The 24135-nt window shown below is 65.1% G+C and carries 23 protein-coding genes; 16 read left to right on the top strand and 7 right to left on the bottom strand.

Annotation, left to right across the window (positions count from 1 at the left end):
* The first annotated feature begins 6 nt into the window (after window positions 1-6).
* Together JF545_RS06980 and JF545_RS06975 are read left to right on the top strand one after the other, a co-directional pair.
* Window positions 7-1674 carry a pilus assembly protein TadG-related protein gene (locus tag JF545_RS06980; RefSeq protein ID WP_206940613.1) on the top strand — a complete coding sequence of 556 codons (1668 nt, stop codon included), beginning with the start codon at window positions 7-9 and terminating at the stop codon, window positions 1672-1674.
* A gap of 31 nt (window positions 1675-1705) precedes the next feature.
* Window positions 1706-2140 carry a TadE/TadG family type IV pilus assembly protein gene (locus JF545_RS06975; RefSeq protein ID WP_206940611.1) on the top strand — a complete coding sequence of 145 codons (435 nt, stop codon included), beginning with the start codon at window positions 1706-1708 and terminating at the stop codon, window positions 2138-2140.
* Window positions 2141-2286: 146 nt separating this feature from the next.
* On the opposite strand, the gene JF545_RS06970 is transcribed toward JF545_RS06975, so the two are convergent.
* From JF545_RS06970 to JF545_RS06960, 3 genes are all read right to left on the bottom strand, one after another.
* Entirely contained in the window at window positions 2287-2535 is a 249-nt protein-coding gene (locus JF545_RS06970; protein WP_206940609.1) for a YfhL family 4Fe-4S dicluster ferredoxin, read from the bottom strand.
* A 185-nt stretch (window positions 2536-2720) separates the two neighbouring features.
* Window positions 2721-3200: a pantetheine-phosphate adenylyltransferase gene (gene coaD, locus JF545_RS06965; RefSeq protein ID WP_206940607.1), complete on the bottom strand. Its 480-nt coding sequence runs from the start codon at window positions 3198-3200 to the stop codon at window positions 2721-2723.
* Window positions 3200-5107, bottom strand: coding sequence for a beta-ketoacyl synthase (locus JF545_RS06960; RefSeq protein ID WP_206940862.1), 1908 nt, complete (start codon window positions 5105-5107; stop codon window positions 3200-3202). The genes coaD and JF545_RS06960 overlap by 1 nt, the downstream gene beginning before the upstream one ends.
* A gap of 547 nt (window positions 5108-5654) precedes the next feature.
* Here JF545_RS06960 and trmB point away from each other — a divergent pair.
* Window positions 5655-6344, top strand: a complete 690-nt coding sequence (trmB, locus tag JF545_RS06955; protein WP_206940605.1) for a tRNA (guanine(46)-N(7))-methyltransferase TrmB — start codon at window positions 5655-5657, stop codon at window positions 6342-6344.
* A 9-nt stretch (window positions 6345-6353) separates the two neighbouring features.
* Here the strand turns inward: trmB and JF545_RS06950 are convergent, their stop codons facing one another.
* Window positions 6354-7283, bottom strand: a complete 930-nt coding sequence (locus JF545_RS06950; RefSeq protein ID WP_206940603.1) for a LysR family transcriptional regulator — start codon at window positions 7281-7283, stop codon at window positions 6354-6356.
* 115 nt (window positions 7284-7398) lie between these two features.
* On the opposite strand from JF545_RS06950, the gene JF545_RS06945 reads away from it, so the two are divergent.
* The 8 genes from JF545_RS06945 to JF545_RS06910 all read left to right on the top strand — a co-directional run bounded on the left by JF545_RS06945 (window position 7399) and on the right by JF545_RS06910 (window position 15180).
* Window positions 7399-7815 (top strand): PACE efflux transporter, encoded by a 417-nt coding sequence (locus tag JF545_RS06945; protein ID WP_206940601.1) that lies wholly within the window; start codon window positions 7399-7401, stop codon window positions 7813-7815.
* Window positions 7812-8141 (top strand): DMT family transporter, encoded by a 330-nt coding sequence (locus JF545_RS06940; protein WP_206940600.1) that lies wholly within the window; start codon window positions 7812-7814, stop codon window positions 8139-8141. Before JF545_RS06945 ends, JF545_RS06940 begins: the two co-directional genes overlap by 4 nt.
* Window positions 8142-8341: 200 nt before the next feature.
* Entirely contained in the window at window positions 8342-9820 is a 1479-nt protein-coding gene (gene dacB, locus JF545_RS06935; RefSeq protein WP_242520708.1) for a D-alanyl-D-alanine carboxypeptidase/D-alanyl-D-alanine endopeptidase, read from the top strand.
* Between the two features lie 38 nt (window positions 9821-9858).
* On the top strand, window positions 9859-10233 hold the full coding sequence (locus JF545_RS06930) for a diacylglycerol kinase (RefSeq protein WP_206940597.1): 375 nt from the start codon (window positions 9859-9861) through the stop codon (window positions 10231-10233).
* 122 nt (window positions 10234-10355) lie between these two features.
* Window positions 10356-13328, top strand: coding sequence for a bifunctional [glutamate--ammonia ligase]-adenylyl-L-tyrosine phosphorylase/[glutamate--ammonia-ligase] adenylyltransferase (glnE, locus tag JF545_RS06925; protein WP_206940595.1), 2973 nt, complete (start codon window positions 10356-10358; stop codon window positions 13326-13328).
* A gap of 89 nt (window positions 13329-13417) precedes the next feature.
* Complete coding sequence (locus JF545_RS06920; RefSeq protein WP_206940594.1) at window positions 13418-13582, top strand: hypothetical protein; 165 nt, start codon at window positions 13418-13420, stop codon at window positions 13580-13582.
* Window positions 13579-14019 (top strand): type II 3-dehydroquinate dehydratase, encoded by a 441-nt coding sequence (aroQ, locus tag JF545_RS06915; RefSeq protein ID WP_206940858.1) that lies wholly within the window; start codon window positions 13579-13581, stop codon window positions 14017-14019. Before JF545_RS06920 ends, aroQ begins: the two co-directional genes overlap by 4 nt.
* A 111-nt stretch (window positions 14020-14130) precedes the next feature.
* Complete coding sequence (locus JF545_RS06910) at window positions 14131-15180, top strand: Gfo/Idh/MocA family protein (protein WP_206940592.1); 1050 nt, start codon at window positions 14131-14133, stop codon at window positions 15178-15180.
* A gap of 47 nt (window positions 15181-15227) precedes the next feature.
* On the opposite strand, the gene JF545_RS06905 is transcribed toward JF545_RS06910, so the two are convergent.
* From JF545_RS06905 to JF545_RS06895, 3 genes are all read right to left on the bottom strand, one after another.
* On the bottom strand, window positions 15228-16151 hold the full coding sequence (locus tag JF545_RS06905) for a DMT family transporter (protein ID WP_206940590.1): 924 nt from the start codon (window positions 16149-16151) through the stop codon (window positions 15228-15230).
* Window positions 16152-16260: 109 nt separating this feature from the next.
* Window positions 16261-17232: an AEC family transporter gene (locus JF545_RS06900; RefSeq protein ID WP_206940588.1), complete on the bottom strand. Its 972-nt coding sequence runs from the start codon at window positions 17230-17232 to the stop codon at window positions 16261-16263.
* Between the two features lie 51 nt (window positions 17233-17283).
* Window positions 17284-18075 carry an IclR family transcriptional regulator domain-containing protein gene (locus tag JF545_RS06895; protein ID WP_206940586.1) on the bottom strand — a complete coding sequence of 264 codons (792 nt, stop codon included), beginning with the start codon at window positions 18073-18075 and terminating at the stop codon, window positions 17284-17286.
* A 214-nt stretch (window positions 18076-18289) separates the two neighbouring features.
* On the opposite strand from JF545_RS06895, the gene JF545_RS06890 reads away from it, so the two are divergent.
* The 5 genes from JF545_RS06890 to JF545_RS06870 all read left to right on the top strand — a co-directional run bounded on the left by JF545_RS06890 (window position 18290) and on the right by JF545_RS06870 (window position 24059).
* Window positions 18290-19681, top strand: a complete 1392-nt coding sequence (locus tag JF545_RS06890) for a class-II fumarase/aspartase family protein (protein WP_206940584.1) — start codon at window positions 18290-18292, stop codon at window positions 19679-19681.
* Between the two features lie 275 nt (window positions 19682-19956).
* Window positions 19957-20775, top strand: a complete 819-nt coding sequence (locus JF545_RS06885; RefSeq protein WP_206940583.1) for a CoA transferase subunit A — start codon at window positions 19957-19959, stop codon at window positions 20773-20775.
* A complete protein-coding gene (locus JF545_RS06880; RefSeq protein ID WP_206940581.1) occupies window positions 20775-21554 on the top strand; it encodes a CoA-transferase subunit beta in 780 nt (259 codons plus the stop codon). The genes JF545_RS06885 and JF545_RS06880 overlap by 1 nt, the downstream gene beginning before the upstream one ends.
* Window positions 21555-21621: 67 nt before the next feature.
* Complete coding sequence (gene pcaF / locus JF545_RS06875; RefSeq protein WP_206940577.1) at window positions 21622-22827, top strand: 3-oxoadipyl-CoA thiolase; 1206 nt, start codon at window positions 21622-21624, stop codon at window positions 22825-22827.
* A 20-nt stretch (window positions 22828-22847) separates the two neighbouring features.
* Entirely contained in the window at window positions 22848-24059 is a 1212-nt protein-coding gene (locus tag JF545_RS06870) for an alpha/beta fold hydrolase (RefSeq protein WP_206940575.1), read from the top strand.
* The last annotated feature ends 76 nt before the right edge of the window (window positions 24060-24135 follow it).

Below are 24135 nucleotides of genomic sequence, written 5' to 3'. Positions count from 1 at the left end.
CGACCGATGACATCGGCTGGCAGGCTGCAGCGACAGCGAGGCGCCATCGGCGTGATGACCGCCTTCCTGCTGGTCTGGCTGGTCGCCCTGGTGACCCTGGCCCTGGATGCCGGGCGCCTGTATCTGGAGCAGCGTCGCCTGCAGCAGGCGGCGGACCTGGCGGCAGTATCCGCGGCGGCAAGTTGCCAGGCGCTGTTTCAGGGGGATGCCTGTGGCCATGCCAGCCTGCGCCAGTGGGCCATCGATGCCGTTCAGGAAAATGGCATCGATGTGGACGCGGGGGACGCCACCCTGACCCTGACCCAGGGCGCGGTTGACGACGGTGGCAGGTTCATCACGGAGTCAGGGCTCGCCAACAGCGTCGAGGTCAGACTTCAGCGTGAGGTGCCCAGCAGCCTGCTGGCCAACCTGGGTGAGCTGATCGGCGGCGAGGTGGACGACAACACCCGGCTGACCGCTACCGGGGTGGCAAGGCGCGCCTCGATGGTAACGCTGAGCGCCGGGACCAGCCTGCTTGAGGTCGATACCAGCGAATCGGCAGTCCTGGCGCTGCTGCTCGATCGACTGGTCGGTGCTCGGCTCGACCTGACGGTGCTGGGGGCGTATGACGGCGTTGGGCTCGAGCTCAGCCTGGGCGAACTGCTGGGGGTCGAGTCGCTGGACGTGGACCTTGAAGAGCAACTCGCGCAATCGCTGGATCTCGAGGCACTGGGCCAGCGTATCCGTGAGGCACTGGACTCGGTAGGCGCCAATCCGGTGCGTCCGGGGGCGCCTGGCGAGCGCTTCACCCTGGCCGAGCTGCTGGCGATCGACCCACAGGGAGAGGTCGCGGTGCGCGATATTCTCACCGCTCGAGTGCCGGTTCGCGAGCTGCTGGAAGGCGCGCTGTTGCTCGACGCCAGCAAGCAGGGCGGAGTCCGTCTCGGGCTGGCAGACCTTTCCTCGATCGCCGTCGGGCTGGGGTTGGCCGACCTGTCGCTGGCACTCGAGGTCATCTCTCCTCCGACCATCGCCGTGGGACCTCCGGGCCCCGCTGGTGCAAGTCTGGCCAGCGACTGTTCATCGTCCTGCTATCCCAGCGTCGCCCGCAATGCTCAGCTCGAGCTGTCGTTGGAGCTTGGGCTTGGCGTGGCCGGACTGCTGAATGTGGAGGTGAGCACCCGGGTGACCGGGGCTGAAGGGCGCGCGGCGGTCGACGCCATGGCTGCGCTGGATGACGGGCTCGAGCTTAGCGTCGTGGCCCAGCGTTCGCTGGTGCAGATCGAGCAGGAGGTCAGGTTGCTGGGGCTTTTCTCCAATGACGAAGAGGCCACCGCGGGCAGCGCCCAGGGCGCCAAGGAGCAGCGACGACTCGGCTGGCCCGACCAGTCCCGGGCGGTCTTTGATGGCCAAGGTGGGGCCCAGGTGACCCAGGTGCTGAATGGACTGGTCACGAGTGTGGTCAACCAGCTGGGCTTGCTTGGTGGGCTGGTATCCACTCTTGGTGTGCCCTCCCTGCTGTCGGCGACGCTGTCTGACGTCAACACGGCCTTGCTGGAGCCGGCGCTCGAGGGCTTGGGCATCGGCGTCAACACCCTGGATGTACGGGTGCTGGCGGTGGATGCAGGGGGCGTTGAGTCGCTGACGGGGTGCGCCACCAGCTGGGCAGGCTGTCAGGACGGCGAGTCGCCCTGATACGACAACCGAATGACTCGGTGGAGGAGCGATGAACAGACACCGCAGGGGAGTGCAGGGCCAGCGAGGTGCCGTGGCCATCGAGTTCGCTGTCGTGCTGCCGATTTTCCTGCTGCTGCTGTACGCCTTGATCAGCTACTCGGTGGCCATGGTGCAGCAGCACCAGTTGACCCAGGTGGCCAGCGAAGCGGCGAGGTCTGCCGCGGTGGTCGCCAGTGCCCCGTGGCTCGCCGAGGAAGACGTCGAGTCTGACGCCGCGCAGCGGGTACTCGACAGTATCAGCGCCATGGGCTGGAGCGCCGAGCAGACTCCAGGATGCGCTGATGGTGCCAGAGTGCGTCTTGAGGGCGACAGCCTGATCGTGTGCCTTGAGCGCCGGCCAGCGATCACGCCGCTCACCCTGCTGGGGATCAGCGTGCCTGACCTACCGGAGGCCCTGAGTGGGCGTGCAGTGGTCAAGCTGTAAACGCCAGGAGCCGCCCTGGGGCGGCTCCTGCTAGCATTAACGGTCAGCATGAACGGTCAGCATGAACTGTCAGCATAGACATGCCGGCCTCAGCACGTCAGTCTCAGCACATCAGCGTCAGTATGGTCGACGATGGCCGAATGTGATCAGGCCGCCGTGATGATGTGGTACTTCTCCATCAACGTCTCGTGGCTTTCGACACGCTCGGGGTCCAGCGGTATGCAGTCCACCGGACACACCTGCTGACACTGAGGCTCGTCGTAGTGACCGACGCACTCCGTGCACAGGTTGGGGTCGATGACGTAGATCTCCTCGCCGGGAGAAATGGCGCCATTGGGGCATTCCGGTTCGCAGACGTCGCAGTTGATGCACTCGTCGGTGATCATCAGTGACATTGAGGGTCCTCACGCAGAGTCGCGGCCCTGGGGCCGGGGCTTCCGGTCAGGCGCGTCGCACAGCGACGGGGGTTGGCCTGGCGGGCAGCCCGGGGAAACGGCATTGCCGGTCCCGGTGTTCGGGATCAACGGGATCAGTCCTGCAGCGCAAGAGGCATCCGCAGCGTCAAATCCCAGTGTGATGGTCAGGTATTGTAATGGCTACGCAGGGTTTGTGCGACCTTGGGGTGCACGTGCTTGCTGATGTCTCCACCGAGGCGAGAAATCTCTCGCACCAGGGTGGAAGAGATGTAGGAATTCTCGACCTCTGGCGTCAGAAAGACGGTTTCCAGATCAGGCATCTGCGCGCGATTCATGTTGGCGAGCTGAAGCTCGTACTCGAAGTCGGATACCGCCCGCAACCCTCGCAGCAGTACCCGTGCATTCTGGGCTTGCATGAAGTCGGTCATCAGCCCGCTGAAGCCGACAACCTCGACGTTGCCAAGGGGGGCGACCACGTCTCGGGTCAACTCGAGTCGGGTATCCAGGTCCAGCGCGGGCCCTTTGCCGGGGCTCGCCGCGATGGCGACCACGACTTTCTCGAACAGGCGTGACGCCCGTTCGATCAGGTCGTAGTGACCGTTGGTGATCGGATCGAAGGTGCCGGGATAGACGGCCGTCGTCATCACCTTTGCTCCTGTCTCTCGTCGTCGTTGTCGGCAAGCTGGCCAAAGGGGTTGTCCACCGCCAGCGATACCGGCTGGGCGTAGCCCGGGATATGGATGCTGTCGTGCTGCACCTCGAGCTCCGGCCCTTCGAGCACGCCTTCACCGAAACGATAGCGCACGGCGAAGTGCCCCGCATCCGCCTGCTGATGATAGGCACGGGCCTGGGCCCGTGTGGCCTCGCGGCGCTCACGCCAGGCATCCATCGCCTGGGCCCCGTGGCGCTGGGTCAGCAGCCGCTCGGTGGCATTCGGCGAAATCAGCACGCCGGTGGCATTGTTGCCGCCAAAGCCTTTGGCATTGATCAGGCTGGCATCTGCGACGAAGGATTGGGTCTCACGGAAGAACCGAAGGCGCTCGGCGTGGACATCGTCTGCGACCTTGTCCAGGGTGCAGATCCCCGGCAGCAGGCCATGGGCGAAGCTGCCCAGGGCGCTGGTGAGCTGATCACCGGCGGCGCTGCCCTGGGAATGACCCAGGAAGGCCTTGATGGCCACCACTGGCCACTCGGTGATGCCGTTGGCCTTGGCCACCGCGTCAAAGACGTGGGACTCGGTGGTGCGGTTCTTCGGTGTCGAGGTACCGTGGGCATGCAGGAAGGAGCGCTCGCGCAGGCTCTTTTCTCCAAGCATGTCGCGGATCAAGGCGCAGGCCTTGCCCAGGGTCACGTAGTTGCCGATACCGGGCGCCGAGATCGAGCGCTTCCAGCCGTCGGCGTTGACGAAGACCTCCGGTGCAGCAGCCAGGATATCCGCGCCTGTTTCCAACGCCAGGGCGTCGTCCATCAGCATCACGAACTGGCTGGACTCGCCCATGGTAAAGCCGCAGTTGCGGGCGAAGGGGCGGCTGGCACGCTGGTAGTCGGCGTCGGTCAGCAGCTCCAGGGCGTCCAGGGCCTTCAGGCTATCATCGTCGGCAAGGGCCCCCATGGTGCGGAAGCCCTCGATGATCTCGGGAGTGATGGGCGCATCGGCGGTGCCCACCATGACGATTCTGCGACGGCCGCTGCGGATGTCGTCGATCCCCAGGCGCAGGTTGTACAGAAAGCTGGCGCAGGCCCCCAGTGCCGCGCCCGTGGCGCCGACGCTGCCCAGTACATAGGCGTTGAGGAAGTCGGCAGGCATCTGCCCGTAGCCCAGCGGCATCTGCTTTGAGGTGGCGCGTTTGCCGGACACAAAGCTCTTGAGCAGACCGCCCCAGCCTTCGTCATCCAGCTGGCCGATCGAGTTGCCGGCGTAGACGGCGATCGCATCCGGGTCGAGCCGGTCGCGCAGCGTGTCCCAGTCGAGGCCGCTGTCGCCCAGGCAATCGCTGGCAGCGAACACCGCCATGGACAGACCGCGGGGGTGGTGCACGCTGCGATACAGCTGGCTGGGATCAAAGCCGCTGGGTAGCTGGCCGGCGGCGCGCACCTGAGCAGGGCGTGTCTCGGGCAGCATGACGTCCATCTGCCCCGCTGGCACGGTAACTTCCAGGTGATGCCGGTCGACCTCACGCACCTGCCAGGTAGGCGGCAGGTCGTCGGGTAGCTGGCGTCGACGCAGGCGGAAGGTGATCGGCGATTCCAGTGCCAGGTTGGCGCGACGATTGGCCGGCAGGCCTTCGTCGTTGAAACGCGGATCTTCGATGCGACGAATCAGGGTATGGCTAAGTACCTGGTCACGGGTTTCGAGCGCCAGTTGGGCGGCATCGAGCTCCTGGCCCTGGGCATTGTGCCAGTGCTGGTCAGCATCGCAGTGGGCCAGGCGCATCATGGCGGCCAGACCGAGCAGGGTGGAGGTCTGCTCGTCGTCGGAAAGGGCGTCGAGCACGGTGCGACGGAAGGCCTGATGGCCCGAGGTACGGCCGGCCGGGTTGACGCCGCCCATGCCCACGATCACCGGTAAGTGTGACAAGCCGGAGTCCTCGTATTGAAGCGGGTGAAAGGCTCGCTCTGGGAGCGCAGAAAACGGCGCTGATGAAGACCCGGGCAGATCAGCACGTCAGTGCTGCCCTTGGTCGAGGTGACGCCAACAGGCCAGAAGCGGGAATCCGTGGATTCGGCGGTCTGGCTTCAGTGCTGCTGGTGTTCATGCCTCGATGCCAAGGTGGCGAGGAGTCGTGCCTCGCGCGATGCTGCCCGTGTCCCAAGCAAAACGCCGTTCGATATTGCCACGGGATAGGATTTCAGGCCAGCGATGTTAGCACCTGGTCGGTCCTTCGTCATGCGTGAGCAGGGCGACAGTGCTGCTGCGACAGCGTGCACCAGGTGTGTTGCAAGGTGTTGCACATGGTGAGAGTGGCGCCGTTGCCCTTGCGCTGGCGAGCATTGGGCTGAGGCGTCTGTACCTGCTCACTTACCGGGGCTTTGGTACACTGGCTGTGCTATTCACGGCAGCATGTCGCTGTTGCCGCTTTCCCCGCTCGAGACCGCATATGTCTGATGTTCCCCGTATCGTGACCTCCGCCCAGACCGGCCCTCACGAGGACCTGCTGCGCAGGGTCACTCGTGGCCTGTCCCATGTCTGGCGCAAGCCTTTGGCTCAGCACACCCGAGACGCCTTTGACGATGCCGAGGCCTGGCGTCGCTCCCAGGGTGAGCGAGGGCTTATTCTCGATGCCTGCTGTGGTGTCGGTCTGTCGACACGCAGGCTGGCCGAGCAGTTTCCCGAGCACAGCGTAATCGGCGTCGACCGCAGCGCCGACCGCCTGTCCAGGGACCATGGGCCGCTGCCGGACAATGCCTTGCTGGTGCGTGCTGACCTGGTGGATTTCTGGCGTCTGGCCCTGGCGACGGGCTGGCAGCCCGAGCGGCACTATCTGCTGTACCCCAATCCCTACCCGAAGTCGGTCCAGCTGAAGCATCGCTGGCACGGGCACCCGGTGTTCCCGGCCATTGTGGGGTTGGGCGGGAGGCTTGAGGTGCGCTCCAACTGGAGGGTCTACGTCGAGGAGTTTGCCGCCGCGGTGGCTCTGGCCACTGGAGTGTCGGCGCCGGTCGAGGCCCACGACCCCGGCGCAGCACCGATGACCCATTTCGAGCGCAAGTACCACGAGCACCACCAACCTCTGTGGCGCCTGGTCGCCACGCTCGATCATCGCCCCCAGCTGATGCCAACCCCCTAGCGGACGGGGTCAGCGGGCGCCGGGGGCGGTCAGGCTATGGCTGACGGCGCGGAAGTTCTCGCCCAGGGTGGCGACCAGCCAGCGGGCGATAGGGCCCTTGGCGGCATCGCGGCGAATGACCGTTTCGACCTCGATGCTCGGGGGCTCGCCAAGGCCCGGTCCTGTCAGCGTCTGCAGCTTGTCGCGAAAAGGCGGATAGTCTGCCACGTGCTCCGGTACCAGCGACCAGCCGAGTCCGCGGGCCGTCAGCTCCGCCATGGAATAGAAGCTATTGAGGCGCCAGTGCATGGGGCTCAGGCAAGGCTCGGTGTGGGGCGGTGCCGTCGCCTCGCTATGGCGTGACGCCATCATCAGCTGTCGATAGCTGGCCAAGGCCGACGGCGTTACCGCTGCCTGCTGGGCCAGGGGGTGAGTGCTTCCTACCACCCAACGCTGCTTCAGGTGGGCGATGCGACTGCCCTCGAGGGGGCCTGCCGCATGCACCTGACTGAGCAGAATGCCCAGGTGGGCGGTGCCCTGCTCAACCCATTCGGCGACGTCCCCCTGGGCGCCGTACAGCAGGGTCAGCGACAGTGCGGGGTAATGCTCGGCAAGGGCCTCCAGCGTCGCGTCCACCGGGGGCATCTCGATCAAGGCTTCATGCATGGCCACCACCAGCTGGGCCTCTTCGCCCTGTGCCAGGGTCGCCGCACGGGCGTTGAGTCGTTCGCACTGCGCTTGTACGGCTCTGGCTTCCGGCAGTAGCGCATGGCCCGCTGCGGTCAGGGTGGGGGAGCGCGAACGGCGATCGAACAGCTCGCAGTCAAGGTCCAGCTCAAGATGGGAAATGCCGGTACTTACCGCCGATTGCGCACGCCCAAGGTGACGCGCGGCGGCCGAGAACGAGCCCTGCTCGGCGCAGGCGATGAACAGCTGAATCTGGTCCAGGGTCCAATGCATGGTGGAAGGCCTACCTATCTGTTTACCTGATAGTAGCTAGCTGGAATCCATCGGCCAAGTGCCTAGAATAGGCGGCATCGTCAAGCGACAACGCCCTCGGGCGGGAGTGAACGTGATGCGGTCCTTGAAGGAACGTCTGGTACATATGGTGTCATTTGAGCTGGGTGGGCTGGTGATCGTCACGCCGCTGGCCAGCATGCTCAGCGGTCACGGCCTCGCCGAAATGGGAGTGCTGGCGGCCGGGCTCGCCACCGCCGCCATGCTGTGGAATCTGGTGTGGAACTGGATGTTCGATCGCTGGGTCCCCAGTCGCCGGCGCACCTTGCAGCAGCGTCTGGCCCAGGCCTTTGGTTTTGAGCTAGGGCTACTGGTCATGACGCTTCCTGCGGTGGCCTGGTGGATGGACATCGGTCTGGTGGAAGCGTTCTGGCTGGACGCCGGCTTTATGCTGTTCTTCCTGATCTATGCCATGGTTTTCAATTCGCTGTTCGACCGGATTGTCGAACGTCGTCTTCAGGGAGCAAGCGGATGAGCTACTTGTATCTGGCACTGGCCATCGTCGCCGAGGTCATTGCCACCTCGGCGCTCAAGGCCTCCAACGAATTCACCCGGCTGTGGCCCAGCGTAGTGGTGGTGGTGGGCTACCTGGCGGCCTTCTACCTGCTGTCGCTGGTACTGCGCAGCGTACCGGTGGGGATCGCCTACGCCTTCTGGGCGGGGCTTGGCATTGTGCTGGTGACCCTGGTCGGCATCATCGTCTACGGCGAGAAGCCCGACCTGCCCGCCCTGGTGGGGCTCGCCATGATCATTGGCGGGGTCTGCGTGATTCAGCTGTTTTCTTCTACGGCGTCGCACTGACGGTTCTCGGCGTCCCTGTGACGGGTTCTCGGCGTCCCTGTGACGGGTTGTCGGCGTCCCTATGAGCGTGACGGGTAGCGATAAGCGCTGCGGCGTGGTCATGTCATCGACCCGCAGTCGAATCCTGTCGCGCCAGGCGGTAGACTCGGCCCTCGTTGCGTCGAAACGGCGTGACGTCCGTCCACCCCAGGGAAGTCTTCATGTCGTCGCGCTCTTCATCCGCCATATCCGCCTTGATGACCACTGCGTTGCTGACGCTGGCTACCGTCATGGTGCCTGCCGCCAGCGTGCAGGCGGCGGGCTTCTCGAATCTTGCCGAATTGACGAATCAGGGCTTCCAGGTCAGTGCCGAGGCACGCTTGCTCGAAATGGGCGCCGCGCCAGCAGAAACCCTGGGTAGCCTGGAACCGGGCCGCCTGTTGACGCCGGCATCGGTCACCAAGGTCTACACCGCCGCAGCCTCGTTGGATGCCTGGGGGCCACAGCATCGCTTTACCACCGATGTGGTCAGCACCGCTCGTCCGGATGCCGGCGGGACCGTGGCGGGCGACCTGGTGCTGGTGGGCGGCGGCGACCCCAGTTTGACCAGCGAAGACCTGTGGCGCCTGGGTCAGCGGCTGCACCAGGCGGGCGTGCGGCGTGTCTCCGGCAGGCTGGTCGTCAGTCAGTGGCGCTTTGGTCCGGTGACCTGCCGTACCATCGACCGCTGCACCGCCCGTGAGCGTTCCGACAATGCCTACAGTGCGCTGCTGACCTCGGCCGGCGTCAACTACGGCAGCTGGTGCGTGCAGGTGGCCCCTGGCGCCGTGGGTGGCCCTGCGCGGATCACCGGCTGCAACAGCCAGGCGCCGCTGTTCGCGGTCAACAATCAGGTCACCACTCAGGGCGCCAATGCCGGTACCAGCCTGCAGGCCACCCGAGTCACTGGCAGCACCGGCGAGACCTTGACTGTCAGTGGACAGATTTCCTCCAACGCGTTGCCCCGTGAGGTCTACCGTGCCAGCGCTGATCCCGCGGCGCAGACGGCTGCCACCTTCCAGGCCATGCTGGCGAGCATGGGAATCACGGTGGAAGGGGGCGTGGCCACGACCAGCGAGCCGCCGCCGGCCTCCGCACGGCGCCTGGCAGCGGTGGATGGCAAGCCGCTGCAGGAAATTCTGCTGCGTATGCTCAACTACTCCAACAACTACATGGCCGACGTGCTGGCGCTGAATCTGGTCGATCAGCCGAGGGCGGAGCTCGACCAGGCCGGGACGGCACTGGAAACCTTTATTGCCCAGGTGCCAGGTCACGGCGCCGCGACCATGGAAAGCGGCAGTGGCCTGACCACGGGCAACAAGATATCCGCCATGGGGGGTAACGCCCTGCTGGAGTACATGTTCCAGCGAGCCGACCTGTTCCCGGTGTTCAACGCAGGACTGCAGGCGCCCACCAACGGCCCGATGCGCTTCATTCGGCGGGGGTCGTCGACCTTCCAGAGCCACGTCACGGTGAAGACCGGCACGCTTAACCAGCCGGTGGCGGTGCGTGCCGTGACCGGCTACTTCCGGACCGCAAGCCATCGCTTCGGGGTATTCACGGTGCTGGTCAACGGCACCTCCTCCACGCCCTATATCAGCTGGTCCAGGGTGCTTGACCTGGTATCTCTCGATCTGGATCGCATGATTGCCAACCACTGAGGGACGCAGGAACGCGTCCCGCTGCACGAGGAAGTCTCATGAAGCCCGGACACACCGGCTGGCGCCACCTGATTCACTCGACGCGTTACTCATTGAAGGGATTGCGAGCGGCCTTTCGTCATGAATCGGCCTTCCGCCAGGAGCTGGGGCTGTGCATGGTGCTGGTACCGCTGGCCTGGTGGATTGGCGATACCCCGGTGGAGTGGATCCTGCTGGTGGGCAGCTGCTTCATGGTGCTGATCGTGGAGCTGGTCAATAGCGCCATCGAAAGTGTGGTCGATCGCATCGGGCCCGAACGACATGTGCTGTCCGGGCGAGCCAAGGATATTGGTTCCGCCGCAGTGATGCTGGCGCTGTTCATGGCGGGATTGACCTGGGCGTTGCTGGCCGCCGAGAAGTTCTTGATGGGCTAACGGCCATCTTGCGCCAGCGGAGGGTGTCGGGACCGCCGCGCTTGTTTATGCTCAGGGTATGAACCGAGGCATACACCGCCGGCTGAAGCGCACGGCGACGATGACGAACAAGGAGAGCCGCCATGGAACAGAGCCCGGACTTTCTTCCCCGCGATGATATTCCGGCTGCCTTGCACGGTGCTCTGGACAAGGCATGGGGACGCCTGGCCGCGCGTATCGATCAGGCGGACAACATCGCCGAGATGAGCGGCAGCGAGCCCCCCGGTGAGCTGTATCAGGCGCTCGAAACCCATCGACGGGTCGAACTCGCCCGAGTGCTGGCGATCTCCGAGTTTGCCGCCGAGACGCTGGTGCGCTATCCCCAGTGGTTGGGCTGGTTGGACTCCAGCGGCGAGCTGGATCGTGCGCTGAGCCTTGCGGAGCTTCAGGAGCTGTTGGATGAGGTCCTGGCGTCGGCCGACGACGAGGCTGCCATGCAGGCAGCCGTACGCCGCTTTCGTGCCGCGCGCATGCTGGGGATCGTGTGGCGTGATATCAATCGCCCTGAGGGCATCGATGCCTGGGCCACTGGTGCCGCGGTGTCGCGCCTGGCCGAGGTCTGCCTGGAAGGGGCGCTTGGCTGGCTCGAGCGCTTTGTCGAGGCCCGCTGGGGACGCCCCGCGCCCCGCGGGGACGGCAGCGAGCAGCGCCTGGTGGTGCTCGGCATGGGCAAGCTGGGCGCCGGTGAGCTGAACCTGTCGTCGGACATCGACCTGATCTTCGCCTACCCCGAGAAGGGCGAGACCCAGGGCGGGCGCAAGGCGCTGGACCACGTCGAGTACTTCACCAAGCTCGGGCAGAAGCTCATTTCGGCCCTGGACCCGGTGACCGCCGACGGCTTCGTCTTTCGCGTCGACATGCGCCTGCGGCCGCTGGGGGACGGCGGGCCACTGGTCGGCAGCTTTGCCTCACTGGCAGGCTACTACCAGGATCAGGGCCGCGAGTGGGAGCGCTACGCCATGCTCAAGGCGCGCCCGGTGGCCGGCGATATCGATGCCGGCTACGAGCTGTTGTCGAGCATCCGCCCCTTCGTCTATCGCAAGTACCTGGACTTCGGTGCCATCGAGTCGCTGCGGGAGCTCAAGGCGATGATCAATCGCGAGGTCCGGCGCAAGGGCATGCAGGGCAACATCAAGCTGGGCCCCGGCGGCATCCGCGAGGTCGAGTTTATCGTTCAGGCCTTTCAGCTGATTCGCGGTGGGCGTGATACCGAGCTTCAGGTCACCTCGTTGAAGACCGCCATGCAGCGTCTGCCGGAGCTCGGCCTGTTGCCCCAGGGCGTGGTCGACGAGCTGCTGCCGGATTACGCCTTCCTGCGTGATCTGGAGCACGCCATCCAGGCGCTGGAGGATCGCCAGACCCAGGCCCTGCCCGATGACGAGCTCGACCGCGAGCGAGTGGCGCTGGCCATGGACGCCAAGGACTGGCCGGCGCTGATGGCGCAGCTGGATGAGGTGCGCGCACGGGTCCGCCAGCACTTCGATGCGGTGATCAGCGATCCCGAAGACGAGGTCGAAGAGGACACGGAGGAGGGCGCCAACCTCGAAACCTGGCGCCAGCTGTGGCGCGGCGAGCCGGACGACGAGGAGGCCGAGGCCACGCTGACGCGGGCTGGCTTCGAAGACGCCACCACCGCGCTCAAGCGGATCAAGGGCCTGGCGGGGTCGCGTCAGGTTCAGACCATGCAGCGGGTGGGCTTTGAGCGTCTCGACGCGCTGATGCCAATGCTGCTGGACGCGCTGGCCGACAGCGAGGCGCCCGATGCGTCACTCGAGCGAGTGCTGCCGCTGATCGAGGCAGTGCTCAGGCGCACCGCCTACCTGGCCCTGCTGCGGGAGAACCCGGACGCCCTGGGCCACCTGATGAAGCTGTGCGGCGCGAGTCCCTGGATCGCCGAGCAGATCGCCCGTTATCCGATCCTGTTGGATGAGCTGCTGACGCCTGACACCCTCTATACCCCGGCCGACAAGCAGCGTCTGGCCGATGAGCTGCGCCAGACCCTGGCGCGGATCCCCGAGGATGATGAAGAGGCCCAGCTGGAAGCCCTGCGGGTGTTCAAGCACGCCCAGGTGCTGCATGTGGCGGCCTCTGACATCGCCGGCACCCGTCACCTGATGAAGGTCAGCGATTATCTCACCTACATCGCCGAGGTGATTCTCGACGCGGTGCTGGTGATGGCCTGGAAGACCCTGACCCGCAAGCATGGCTTTCCGCTTGGCAAGGAGGGCGAGCGGGTGGGCGAGACCCCGGCGTTTCTGGTCGTCGGCTACGGCAAGCTCGGCGGCATTGAGCTGGGCTATGGCTCGGACCTTGACCTGGTGTTTCTGCATGACTGCGCGTCCCAGGGCGAGACCGACGGCAAGCGCCCGATCGACAACACCGTCTTTTTCACCCGCCTGGGACAGCGCATCATCCACCTGCTGTCGGCGGTGACGCCAGCCGGGTCGCTCTACGAGGTCGATATGCGCCTGCGCCCATCGGGCAATGCCGGTCTGCTGGTCAGTCCCCTGAGCGCCTTTGCCGACTATCAGCGCGAGCAGGCCTGGACCTGGGAGCACCAGGCGCTGGTGCGCTCCCGGGTGGTGGCCGGCAGTGCCGAGCTGACCGAGGCCTTCGAGCAGGTACGCCGCGATATCCTCGGCAGCGAGCGGGACCAAGACGCCCTGCGCGATGAAGTGGTCAAGATGCGCCACAAGATGCGCGACCACCTGGGGTCAAAGGGCAGTGACGACACCTTCGACCTTAAGCACGACCCCGGTGGCATGGTCGATATCGAGTTCTTGTGTCAGTACGCGGTGCTGGCACTGTCCCATCAGACGCCGGAGCTCATGCGCTTCAGCGACAACATGCGGATTCTCGAGACCCTGGAAGAGACCGCTCACCTGGCCCCCGACGAGGCCCAGGCCCTGCGTGATGCCTACCTGGCCGCGCGCAGCGCCAACCACCGTGCAGCGCTGACCCGGGAGACCGCCCGCGGCGATGTGGTCGAGTTCAAGGCCCATCGGCAGGTGGTCATCGACGCCTGGCGGCGCTGGCTGGAGCCAGAGCAGGGGTGAGTGACGGCGGTGCCATCGCTCGCATGTGCAGCACACCGCAAGAGGGCAAGGCACGGCCGGGCATCAGGGTAAATACCTAGTGAAGCTACATGACCGTGGATTCAAGCGTCGCACCTCGCTACCGGTTCGCGGTCAAGTGCATGGACGCCTTCAAGCGGTTCTGTGAGGATGAGCATCAGCGTGCTGCCGCCGATGAGCAAGCCGCATCCCTGTTCGCCCACTACCGGCGAGAACTGTTGAAGGAGAATCTCTGATGAGTGGCAAGGTGCTGGTTCTGCACGGTCCCAATCTCAACCTGTTGGGCACCCGTGAGCCCGATATCTACGGTCACGAAACCCTGGCGGACATCGACAATGGGCTGCGCGAGCATGCGCTGCTCGCGGGATGGGAGCTGAGTAGCCGGCAGAGCAATCATGAAGGCGAGCTGATCGACGCCATTCATGCCGCTCGTGTGGACGGCACGGTGGCCATCATCATCAATCCTGCCGCCTTCACCCACACCTCGGTGGCCATCCTGGATGCACTGAACGCCTTCGACGGCAGCGTGATCGAGGTCCACCTGTCCAACGTGCACAAGCGCGAGAGCTTCCGTCACCACTCCTACGTGTCGTTGCGGGCCGATGGCGTTATCGCGGGGCTCGGCAGCCAAGGCTATCACGCCGCCCTGGAGGCGCTGATCAAGAAGGGCTGACGCCACAATGTGACGGTGGGTTTCAGCGACCCCGTGGTGTGACGTGAAGGGGCTGCCTCTCGCTAGACGTCGCGACCTGGAAGACGCATGCATAACAACAAGGAGGGCCGTATGGGACCCATACGTATCGGGGTGATGGGGGCTGGCATCATCGGCCGTGAACACGTGGCGTTGGTACAGGCGTCGGCAGACGCTACCTTGGCGGCTATCGCCGATGTGACGGACGCCGGTCGCGCCTTCGCCGACGGGTTGGGCGTGCCCTGCTATACCGACTACCTCCAGATGCTCGATCAGGTCGAGCTCGACGCGGTCATAGTGGCGCTACCCAATGCCCTGCATGTGGCGGCGGGCCTCGCCTGCATCGAGCGGGGGCTGCCGACGCTGATGGAGAAGCCGATTGCCGACACTGTGGCGGGAGCGCTGGCGTTAGCCGATGCCAGCGAGGCGGCGGGAGTACCCATGCTGGTGGGTCATCACCGTCGCCACAGTCCCGACATGGTCGAATCGTTGCGGGCCATCCAGGCGGGAGAACTGGGTCAGCTGGTCACCGTCAGCGGGATGTGGCTGTGTCGCAAGGACGAGCCCTATTTCGATCAGGCATGGCGGCGGGAAGCGGGTGGCGGTCCCATCCTGATCAACCTGATTCATGAGATCGACTGCCTGCGTTTTCTGTGCGGTGAGATCGAGAGCGTGCAGGCAGTGACCGCCAACAAGGCGCGGGGCTTCGAGGTGGAGGACAGCTTTGCGCTCATCCTGTCATTTGCCAACGGCATGATCGGCTCCTTTGTCGGCAGTGACGCGGTGCCCTCACCCTATATCTGGGACGTCGCTTCTGGTCAGTCCCCCAACTTTCTGCATGAGCCGGGTGATTGCTACGTGATTGGCGGCACCCGCGGTAGCCTCAGCGTGCCGGGTATGGCGCTGTGGCGTCATGCCGGCCAAGGTCACTGGCGTGAGCCGCTGATGCGAGAGCGTCTGCAGCCTCCGCGCAGCCACTGCTATCCCGAGCAGCTGCGTCACTTCATCGCCGTGGTGAGAAAAGAGGCCGAGCCGCGTGTCAGCGCAAGGGAAGGGGCGATGACCCTGGCCGCGACTCTGGCGGTGGACAAGGCCGCTCGCCAGGGCGGCCGGGTGCTGGTCAGCGAGATGCTGACGTCGTGACGCCGCTGGCGTGATGGGGGGCGCGACATGAATGACAGCGCACTGGCTCAGCCACTTTTTCTTCGACAGGTGGCCAGCACGATACCGGCGACGGTGATCAGGGCAGCGCCGATCCAGGTTTCGGGACGGGGGATATCGCCAAAGAAGACAAAGCCGAACAGAGCCGCCCAGACGATCTGCAAGTAAAGAAATGGCGATACCAGCGACGCTGGTGCGTAGCGCATGGCCAGGATCAGGGTGAGCTGGCTGGCTGCGCCCATCAGCCCGACAAACATGAACAGCGGCAGATCCCCCAGCGCCACCGGAGTCCAGAAGACCGGGACCACCAGCGAACTGACCACGGCACCGGCAAGACCTGCGTAGAACAGCGATGTCAGCGGATGGTCCTCGCGGCCGAAACGCCGAGTGGACAGCTGGTAGAGCGCGAAACAGGCGGTCAGTCCAAAGGGCAGAAGAATGGCCGGGTTGGCTCGCCAGTCCACCGGGCCCACGCAGATCAGCACTCCGGCGAAGCCGACCAGGATCGCCAGCCACTGGCGCCAGCCGACCCGCTCCTTGAGCAACGGAATCGCCAGCAAGGTCACCAACAACGGTGAGCTGAAGTTGATCACATAGACCTGCAGCAGCGGCAGACTGCGGAAGGCCAGATAGGCGAAGGTGCTGGCACCCAGTAGCAGCAGGCCTCGGACGAACTGGCCGCCCAAGGATGAGGTCTTGAGCATGGCCATCCCTGGCCCCCGGCCCAGCCACAGAAAGTAGCCCACCAGCACCAGCATATGGCCGACGTAACGCGCCCACACCACCTGCACCGGTGAATAGTCCTGAGCCAGAGTCTTGACGCCGGTATCGAGCATGCAGAACAGCAGTCCCGCGGCCAACATGAAGGCAATGCCTTTCAGTGGACGATCGCGGCTCAGGGCCCGCGGCGGCGTCAGGAGAGCGGTGTCTGGTGACGATGAAGGCGTGGACATGGCGGGCCGTTGGCGTTGGGGCGTGGTGGCAGCATTCGATGCTGCCAAAAAGTAGCAAGCTAAATGAATTGCTTCATGGTACGTGAGCCCGCCATTGGGCGCCAGCAAGTCAGCCAAGCAGCGGCAGCAGGCCCACCCGGGACAGCGCCCAAAGAACCGCGCTTAAGGTGAGGAAACTGGCCACGGTACTGGCCATCAGGGCGGCCGCCCCGACCCCTTCCATGCCAAAGCGCTGGGCGATCAAGGGATAGATGCTGATCATCGGGCAGGCGGCGAAGATCATGGCGCCGGCAAACAGGTGGGGTGGCAGCGGTCCCGTCACCGTCTCCAGGGCCAGCAGCAGGCCCAGCACCAGCAGCGGGTGCAGCAACAGCTTGCCTGCCATGATCTGCCCCATGTCCTTGAGCATGCCGCGAATCTTCAAGCCATACAGGGTGCCGCCGATGACGAACAGCGCGGCGGGCCCGGCGGCGCCTGCCAGCAGCTCGATGGTCCGCGTGAGGGTATCGGGCAGGCGAAACCCGCTGGCCGCGATGGCAAGGCCTGCCGTCAGCGAGATCAGGATCGGGTTGCGGGTAAGGCGCTGGCAGGTCTGACGCAAGGCAGCGCCCGCCTTGGCATCCGCCTGCTGGCCGATTTCCGCCAGTACCAGCGCGCCGGGGATGACCAGCAGCACCTCGACCATCATGGTATGCACCAGGATGACACCCGCCGCCGCCTGGCCCAGCGCCAGAGCCGCGATGGGGTAGGCGATAAAGCCACTGTTGGAGGCCGACATGCCCAGCGCCTGGATGGCACGCTCCGTGGCGGTCTTGCGGCGGCGATTGCGCGGCAGCCACAGGCACGCCACAAAGGTGGCCACCGAGCCCAGTGCGTAGGCAAGCAGCAGCGGCAGGCTGATGACCTCCCCCAGGGAATTGCGTGTGAGCGCGCCGACAATCAGCGCCGGCAGCGCGGCGTACAGCACAAAGTTGGCGACGCCGGACAGCTGGACCGGCGATACCAGGTTCCAGCGCCTGGCCAAGAAGCCCACGCCAATCAGCAGAAAGATCGGCGTGGTAATCGAGAGTATGGCGAGCATTCAGGCCTCCCTGCCGGCGTCAGCTCAAGCGTGGTCGAACAGGTGGCGAGATCAGCTGACGTTGGCGCGGATCTGGCGTGCCTTCTCCTGCAGTAGCGGAAGGTAGCGCTCAAGCAGCGTGTCATGGTCGACCCGAGCGGCATTGGTGCTGATGTTGATGGCGCCGAGCAGCTCACCGTGGGCATCGTAGGCGGGCACTGCCAAGGAGCGCAGGCCGGAGTCGAGCTCCTGGTCCACGATCGCATAGCCTAGCTCGCGGGCGCTCAGGATGGCTGCCTTCAACGCGCTGCGGTTGGTGATGGTCGTGTCGGTGAAGGGTTCCAGGGTGACGCGCTCGAGAAAGGCGTCCAGCGCCTGGTCATCGAGTTGGGCCAGCAGCATCCGCCCCATCGAGGTGTAGGCGGCCGGCAGCCGAGTGCCCACGGCCAGCGTAATCGCCATCAGTCGCTGGCGCGAGGCCGAGCGGGCGACATAGGTGACCTCGTCGCCGTCCAGTACGCCAAGCGATGAGGATTCACCGCTCTCGGCGGTGATGTCCTCGAGCACCTGTTGAATCAGGTGACGATAATTGTTGGCGGACAGGAAGGCATAGCCAAGCTGCAGCACCCTGGGGGCCAGTTCAAAATGGCGCTGGTCCTTGCGCACATAGCCGAGTGCATGCAACGTCAGCAGGAAGCGTCGGGCACGGGCGCGGTTCATGCTCGTACGTGCAGCCACCTCGCTCAGCGTCATGCGTGGGTGGGCCTCATCAAAGGCCAGAATGACATCGAGGCCGCTGGCGAGAGCGGTGACAAAGTCGCGATCGTCCGGGCTCAGGGCGGCGTCCGTCGGTGCCGTATCCATCGAGGTGTCCTTTCGGAAAGATAAAGCGTGGATGATACCAGTGCGGCAATGGTCTGAGGGCGTGTCGACACACCGCTTAGCGAGTGTCGGACCTCCCGTCCATGTGGTTAACCTAGCATATATGTTCGACTTGCGAACACTTGTACGACTATTGGCGAGGCGGCATGATTCAGATATCCCCGTTCACCCGCCTAGCACCGCAAGAGGAAACGCCATGACTGCCGCCCTGCTAAGCCACCCCTGCATGAGCCAAGATGCGCTCAAGGACTGTCGTGATGCGGACTTTATCGCCTCAATGCTGGCCTTCGAGCTGGCCTTGGTGCGTGCACAGGAGCGTATCGGGGCGGTGCCGTCCGGTACCACCGCAGACATGGCCGAGCGGCTGGAGCATCACGCGTTCGATGTGGCCGAGCTGGCCCGTGGTGTTGCCAGTGGCGGTAATCCGGCCATTCCCTTCGTCAAGGCAGGCCGTGGCGCGCTGCCGGATCATCTCAAGCGTTACTGGCACCAGGGGGCCACCAGTCAGGATGTGGTGGACTCGGCCTTGATGCATCTGCTGACACCTCGTCTGGGAGCCATCGATGGACTGCTTGAACGGTGCAGGACCGCAGGCATGGCCCTGATGCGGACACATGCCGATACGCCCATGGTCGGTCGTACGCTGATGCAGCAAGCCTTGCCGATCACCTTCGGCGCCAAGGTCGCCCAGTGGACGGTGGGGCTCGAACAAGCCAGGCGACGGCTGGGTGAGGTGGCGGATCAAGGGCTGCCGGTACAGTTTGGCGGTGCGGTAGGCGTGCACTCGGGATGGGGCGATGAAGGCATGGCCCTGATGCAGGCGATAGCCCAGGAGCTGGGGCTGAGCTGCCCGATATTGCCCTGGCACACCAATCGCCAGCCGATCCATACCCTGCAGACGGCTCTGGACGCCGTGGCCGGGGCGGTGGAGAACCTGGCGCTCGACGTCTCCCTGCTGACCCAGACCGAGGTTGGTGAAGTCAGTGAACCCAGCGCCCCCGGCATGGGTGAGTCTTCGTCGATGCCGCACAAGCGCAACCCGGTGCGCTGTGCGCTGATACGCTCGTCGGCTCGTCGGCTGCATGGACACACCAGCGTGGTGCTGGGTGCCGTGGCGCAGCCGCTGGAGCGCGGACTGGGAGAGTGGCATGCCGAGTGGGTGCCCCTGACGGAATCGGTGCTGCTGGTGGAGGGCGCCCTGGAACAGGCGGCGGTGCTGCTCGAAGGCCTGGAGATCCACCCCGAGCGCATGGCGGCCAACCTGGCGGTGACCGGGGGCGCCATCATGGCCGAGCCGGTGGCGCGTCTGCTGACCCCGTCCCTAGGGCCCGAGCGCGCCAAGGCGCTGGCGGCAGACGCCGCCGAACAGGCCAGGCAGCAGGGGCGCCGTTACGCTGACGTGCTGGTGTCGCTGGTGCAGGAAGGTGGTGACGCGGTGAACGGCGGCGCCGATGCCAGCACCGCTGCCAGCAGCCAAGCCAGCACACTGCCCAGTGCCGAAGCGATACGAGCGGCCACCGATCCTGCCTTATACATTGGTAGCAGCAAACACCAGGTCCGTGCCGCGCTTGAGTGGCTGCAGCGCTGATAACCCTCTGAAGCAAAAGATAACCTCCAGTAAAGGCGAGCGCAGAGTCGATCTGCGCTCGCCTTTTTTGCATTTGACGATCGAGGGAATCGACAGTAGGTTTGTTCGTATAACAAACCTACGTTCACATAGCGAACAAAAAAGATGCGTGGTCCAGGCAACAGCGTCCTGGGCTCTTCATCAAGAGCTCAGCATCAAGAGCAATGCACCAAGAGCTCAACATCAAGAGCACAGCATTCAGCACACCCCTCCAGAACACACATGAGGCAATCCACATGGCCGAGATCCTGAGCCTGAGTGATGCGGTGAAGCGCTACGTCGAGGATGGCGCCACCGTTGCCATGGAAGGCTTTACCCATCTGATCCCGTTTGCCGCCGGGCATGAAGTCATTCGCCAGCGCAAGCGTGATCTCACCTTGATCCGCATGACGCCGGACCTGGTCTACGATCAGCTGATCGGTGCGGGTTGCGTCAAGAAGGTGATCTTTTCCTGGGGGGGCAACCCCGGCGTGGGGTCGCTGCACCGACTGCGCGATGCGGTAGAGAAGGGCTGGCCCCATCAGATCGAGATTCTCGAGCATAGCCATGCGGCCATGGCCTGCGCCTTCGAAGCAGGGGCCGCAGGACTGCCGCTGGCGGTGTTGCGAGGCTATGTGGGCAGCGAGCTGCCCAACGTCAACGAGCAGATCAAGTTTATCGAGTGTCCCTTTACCGGTGAGCGCCTGGCCGCCGTTCCGTCGGTACGCCCGGATGTGTCCATCGTGCATGCCCAGAAGGCGGATCGGGCCGGCAATGTGCTGGTCGAGGGCATCATCGGCGTGCAGAAGGAAGCGGTACTTGCGGCCAAGCACGCCATCGTCACCGTCGAGGAGATCGTCGACGACCTGGGGGCGCACCCCAATGCCTGCGTGATCCCTGGCTGGGCCATCGACGCCATCGCCGTGGCGGAAAAGGGCTCGCTGCCGTCCTACGCCCACGGTTACTACCCCCGGGACAACCGCTTCTACAAGGAGTGGGACGCCATTGCACGGGACCGGGATGCCTTTACCCGGTGGATCGACGACAACATCATCCAGACAGGGGGGCACGCCTGATGAACACCGCTACCGACTACACCTCCGCCGAGATGATGACGGTCACCGCCGCCCGCGCGCTGGAGAACGGCATGACCTGCTTTGTCGGCATTGGTCTGCCCTCCGAAGCCGCCAACCTGGCACGCCTGACCCACGCTCCCGAGGTAGTGCTGATCTACGAATCCGGCACCCTGCAGACCAAGCCCGATGTGCTGCCGCTGTCGATTGGCGACGGTGAGCTGTGTGAGTCGGCGCTGACCACCGTGTCCGTGCCCGAGATGTTTCGCTACTGGCTGCAGGGCGGCAAGGTCAGCGTCGGCTTTCTGGGCACGGCGCAGATCGATCGCTACGCCAATCTCAATACCACGCTGATCGGTGACTACACCGCGCCCAAGGTACGCCTGCCGGGCGGTGGCGGGGCACCGGAAATCGCCACCAACGCCGGCGAGGTGTTCATCACCTTGAAGCATTCGCCACGCGCCTTCGTGCGCGACGTGGACTTCATCACCACCCTGGGCTTCGGCCGCGACGGCAAGGGACGCGACGGCGTGCCCAACATCGGAAAGGGCCCGACCCGGGTGATCACCGACCTGTGCGTGATGAAGCCCGATCCCGTGGATCGCGAGCTCACCGTCGTCTCGCTGCACCCTGGGGTGAGCCGCGAGCAGGTGCAGGAAGCGACGGGCTGGGATATCCGCTTTGCCCCCGAGCTTGCCGCGACGCCCGAGCCCAGCGACCACGAACTGGCGGTGCTGCGCGAACTGAAGGCCCGCACCGAGCGCGCCCATAGCGGCCAGTAAGGGCCCCGGTTTTCCCCTATTTCCGACACGCCCTGCGCCGATGCGTGGGGACAGCAAGGAGTCCGCCATGAGCGACGTCTATCTCTGCCATCCTCGCCGCAGTGCCATCGGCCGCTTCGGCGGCACCCTGTCCAGCGTACGTCCCGATGATCTGGCGGCCGATATCTTCAAGGCAGTGCTGGCTCAAGCGCCCGATCTTGACCCTGCGGCCATCGAAGAAGTCTTCATGGGCTGCGCCAATCAGGCCGGTGAGGACAATCGCAACGTGGCGCGCATGTCGTCGCTGCTGGCGGGGCTTCCCACCTCGGTTCCGGGCACTACCATGAACCGACTGTGTGGTTCCGGCATGGATGCGGTGGGGACCGCCATGCGTGCGATCAAGGCCGGCGAGATGGATCTGGCCCTGGCCGGTGGCGTCGAGTCCATGTCGCGGGCGCCTTACGTCATGGGCAAGGCGGAGGGGGCGTTCTCCCGCGGACAGAAGATTGAGGACACTACCATCGGCTGGCGCTTCGTCAATCCGCTAATGAAGAAGGTCTACGAGACCCACTCGATGCCGGAAACTGCCGAGAACGTGGCCGAGCAGTTCGCTATCTCGCGGGCCGACCAGGATGCCTTCGCCGTGCGCTCCCAGGAGAAGACCGCACGGGCTCAGCAGCAAGGGCGTTTTGCCCTGGAAATCACGCCTATCGAGATTCCCCGGCGCAAGCAGCCGCCGCTGGTCTTCGACAGCGATGAGCATCCGCGCTCCGGCACCACCCTGGACAAGCTGGCGAGCTTGCCGACACCCTTCAAGCAGGATGGCAGCGTCACCGCCGGCAATGCGTCCGGGGTCAACGATGGCGCCTGTGCCATGCTGGTGGCCAGTCAGGCCGCGGTGGAGCGCCACGGCCTGACGCCCATGGCGCGCATCCTAGGGATGGCCACCGGCGGGGTCGAGCCGCGTATCATGGGCTACGGCCCGGTGCCCGCGGTACGCCGCCTGCTGGCGCGCACCGGGGTAAGTATCGATGAGATCGACGTGATCGAGCTCAACGAAGCCTTCGCCGCTCAGGCGCTGGCCTGCATGCGGGACCTGGGCATTGCCGACGATGACCCCCGGGTCAATCCCAATGGCGGCGCCATCGCCCTGGGACACCCCCTGGGGATGTCCGGTGCGCGGCTATTGATGACCGCCGCCCACGAACTGCATCAGCAGCAAAAGCGCTATGCCCTGTGCACCATGTGTGTCGGTGTGGGCCAGGGGATCGCCACCCTGATCGAGCGCGTTTGATCCCGCCAACGGAGACCGCCATGAGCTTTGCCAAGATCCACCACCGCACCCTGAGCTATCGCCTGCTGGGCAGTGAGGCGCTGCCATTACTGGTGCTGGCCCATCCGCTGGGCATGAATCAGTCGGTCTGGGATGAGTTGCTGCCGCGCCTGATCTCTCGCTATCGGGTGCTGACCTGGGACCTGCCGGGTCACGGGGCCAGCGGCCCATTGGAGCCCGGCGGCGCGATCACCCCGCAGGACCTGGCGGATGAGCTGCTGGCGCTGCTGGCCGAGGTGGGGATTGCTGACACCACGAGCCTGCATTTCGTCGGCACCTCCATCGGTGGTGTCATTGGCCAGGCGTTGATCGCGCATCATCCCGAGCGACTGGCCTCGGCCAGCCTGACCAATACCGGGGCGCAGATCGGCAATCTCGAACTGTGGTCGACCCGCGCCGGGCGCGTGCGCGCTGAGGGGCTCGCCGCGATGTCCGGCGAGATCGTACCGCGCTGGTTCGCCGCCAGGGCGTTTGAGGCCAACCCGGCGCTGGCGCCAGGCTGGCAGCTGGCCATGGGCCGTGGCGATGATGAGTCCTACGCCCAGCTGTGCGAGATGCTGGGGCAGGCGGATTTCCGGGGCCGCCTCGGCGATGCGGGTCATCGCCATCCAGCGCTAAGGGTCAACCTGCTGGCGGGCAGTGAGGATCTGGCGACGCCTCCCGCCTCGCTGGAGGCCTTGGCCGAACACATCCCCGGTGCTGAGCTGACGGTATTCGATGGCGTTGGCCATGTGCCTTCAGTGGAGGCACCCCAGCGCTTGTGCGACTGGCTGTTCGATGCGCTGGCGCCGGCGCTGGGCGATGTGGCCGAGCACGGTGTTGCCTATTCGGTCGGGATAGAGACGCGCAAGCAGGTGCTGGGGGAGGCGCATGTGGCGCGCTCCACCGCCAAGGCCACGTCGCTGGACGCGCCGTTCCAACAGATGATCACCCGGCTGGCCTGGGGCGAGCTGTGGTCCAATGACGACCTGACGAGACGCGAGCGCAGCATGATCACCACCGGCATTCTCGCCGCCCTGGGGCGCGAGGAGCTGACCCTGCACTTGAACACCGCCAAGCGCATCGGGCTGAGTGAGGCGGAACTGCGTCAGGTACTGATGCATGTCGCCATCTACGCTGGCGTACCGGCGGCCAACCACGCCTTTGCCCTGGCCAAGGAACTGGGCTGGGGCGCCTGTGAAGGTGAGGGCTAGGCAGGGTAGGGCAGGGATAATCTGCATCTGCCGCACGGTTGTCGCCGCAGGGGAAGAGTGATACATAGCTGTCACA

It is taken from the genome of Halomonas litopenaei (assembly GCF_017303055.1).
Taxonomy (GTDB): Bacteria; Pseudomonadota; Gammaproteobacteria; order Pseudomonadales; family Halomonadaceae; genus Halomonas; species Halomonas litopenaei_A.
This window is presented reverse-complemented; position numbering and strand designations above follow the sequence as displayed.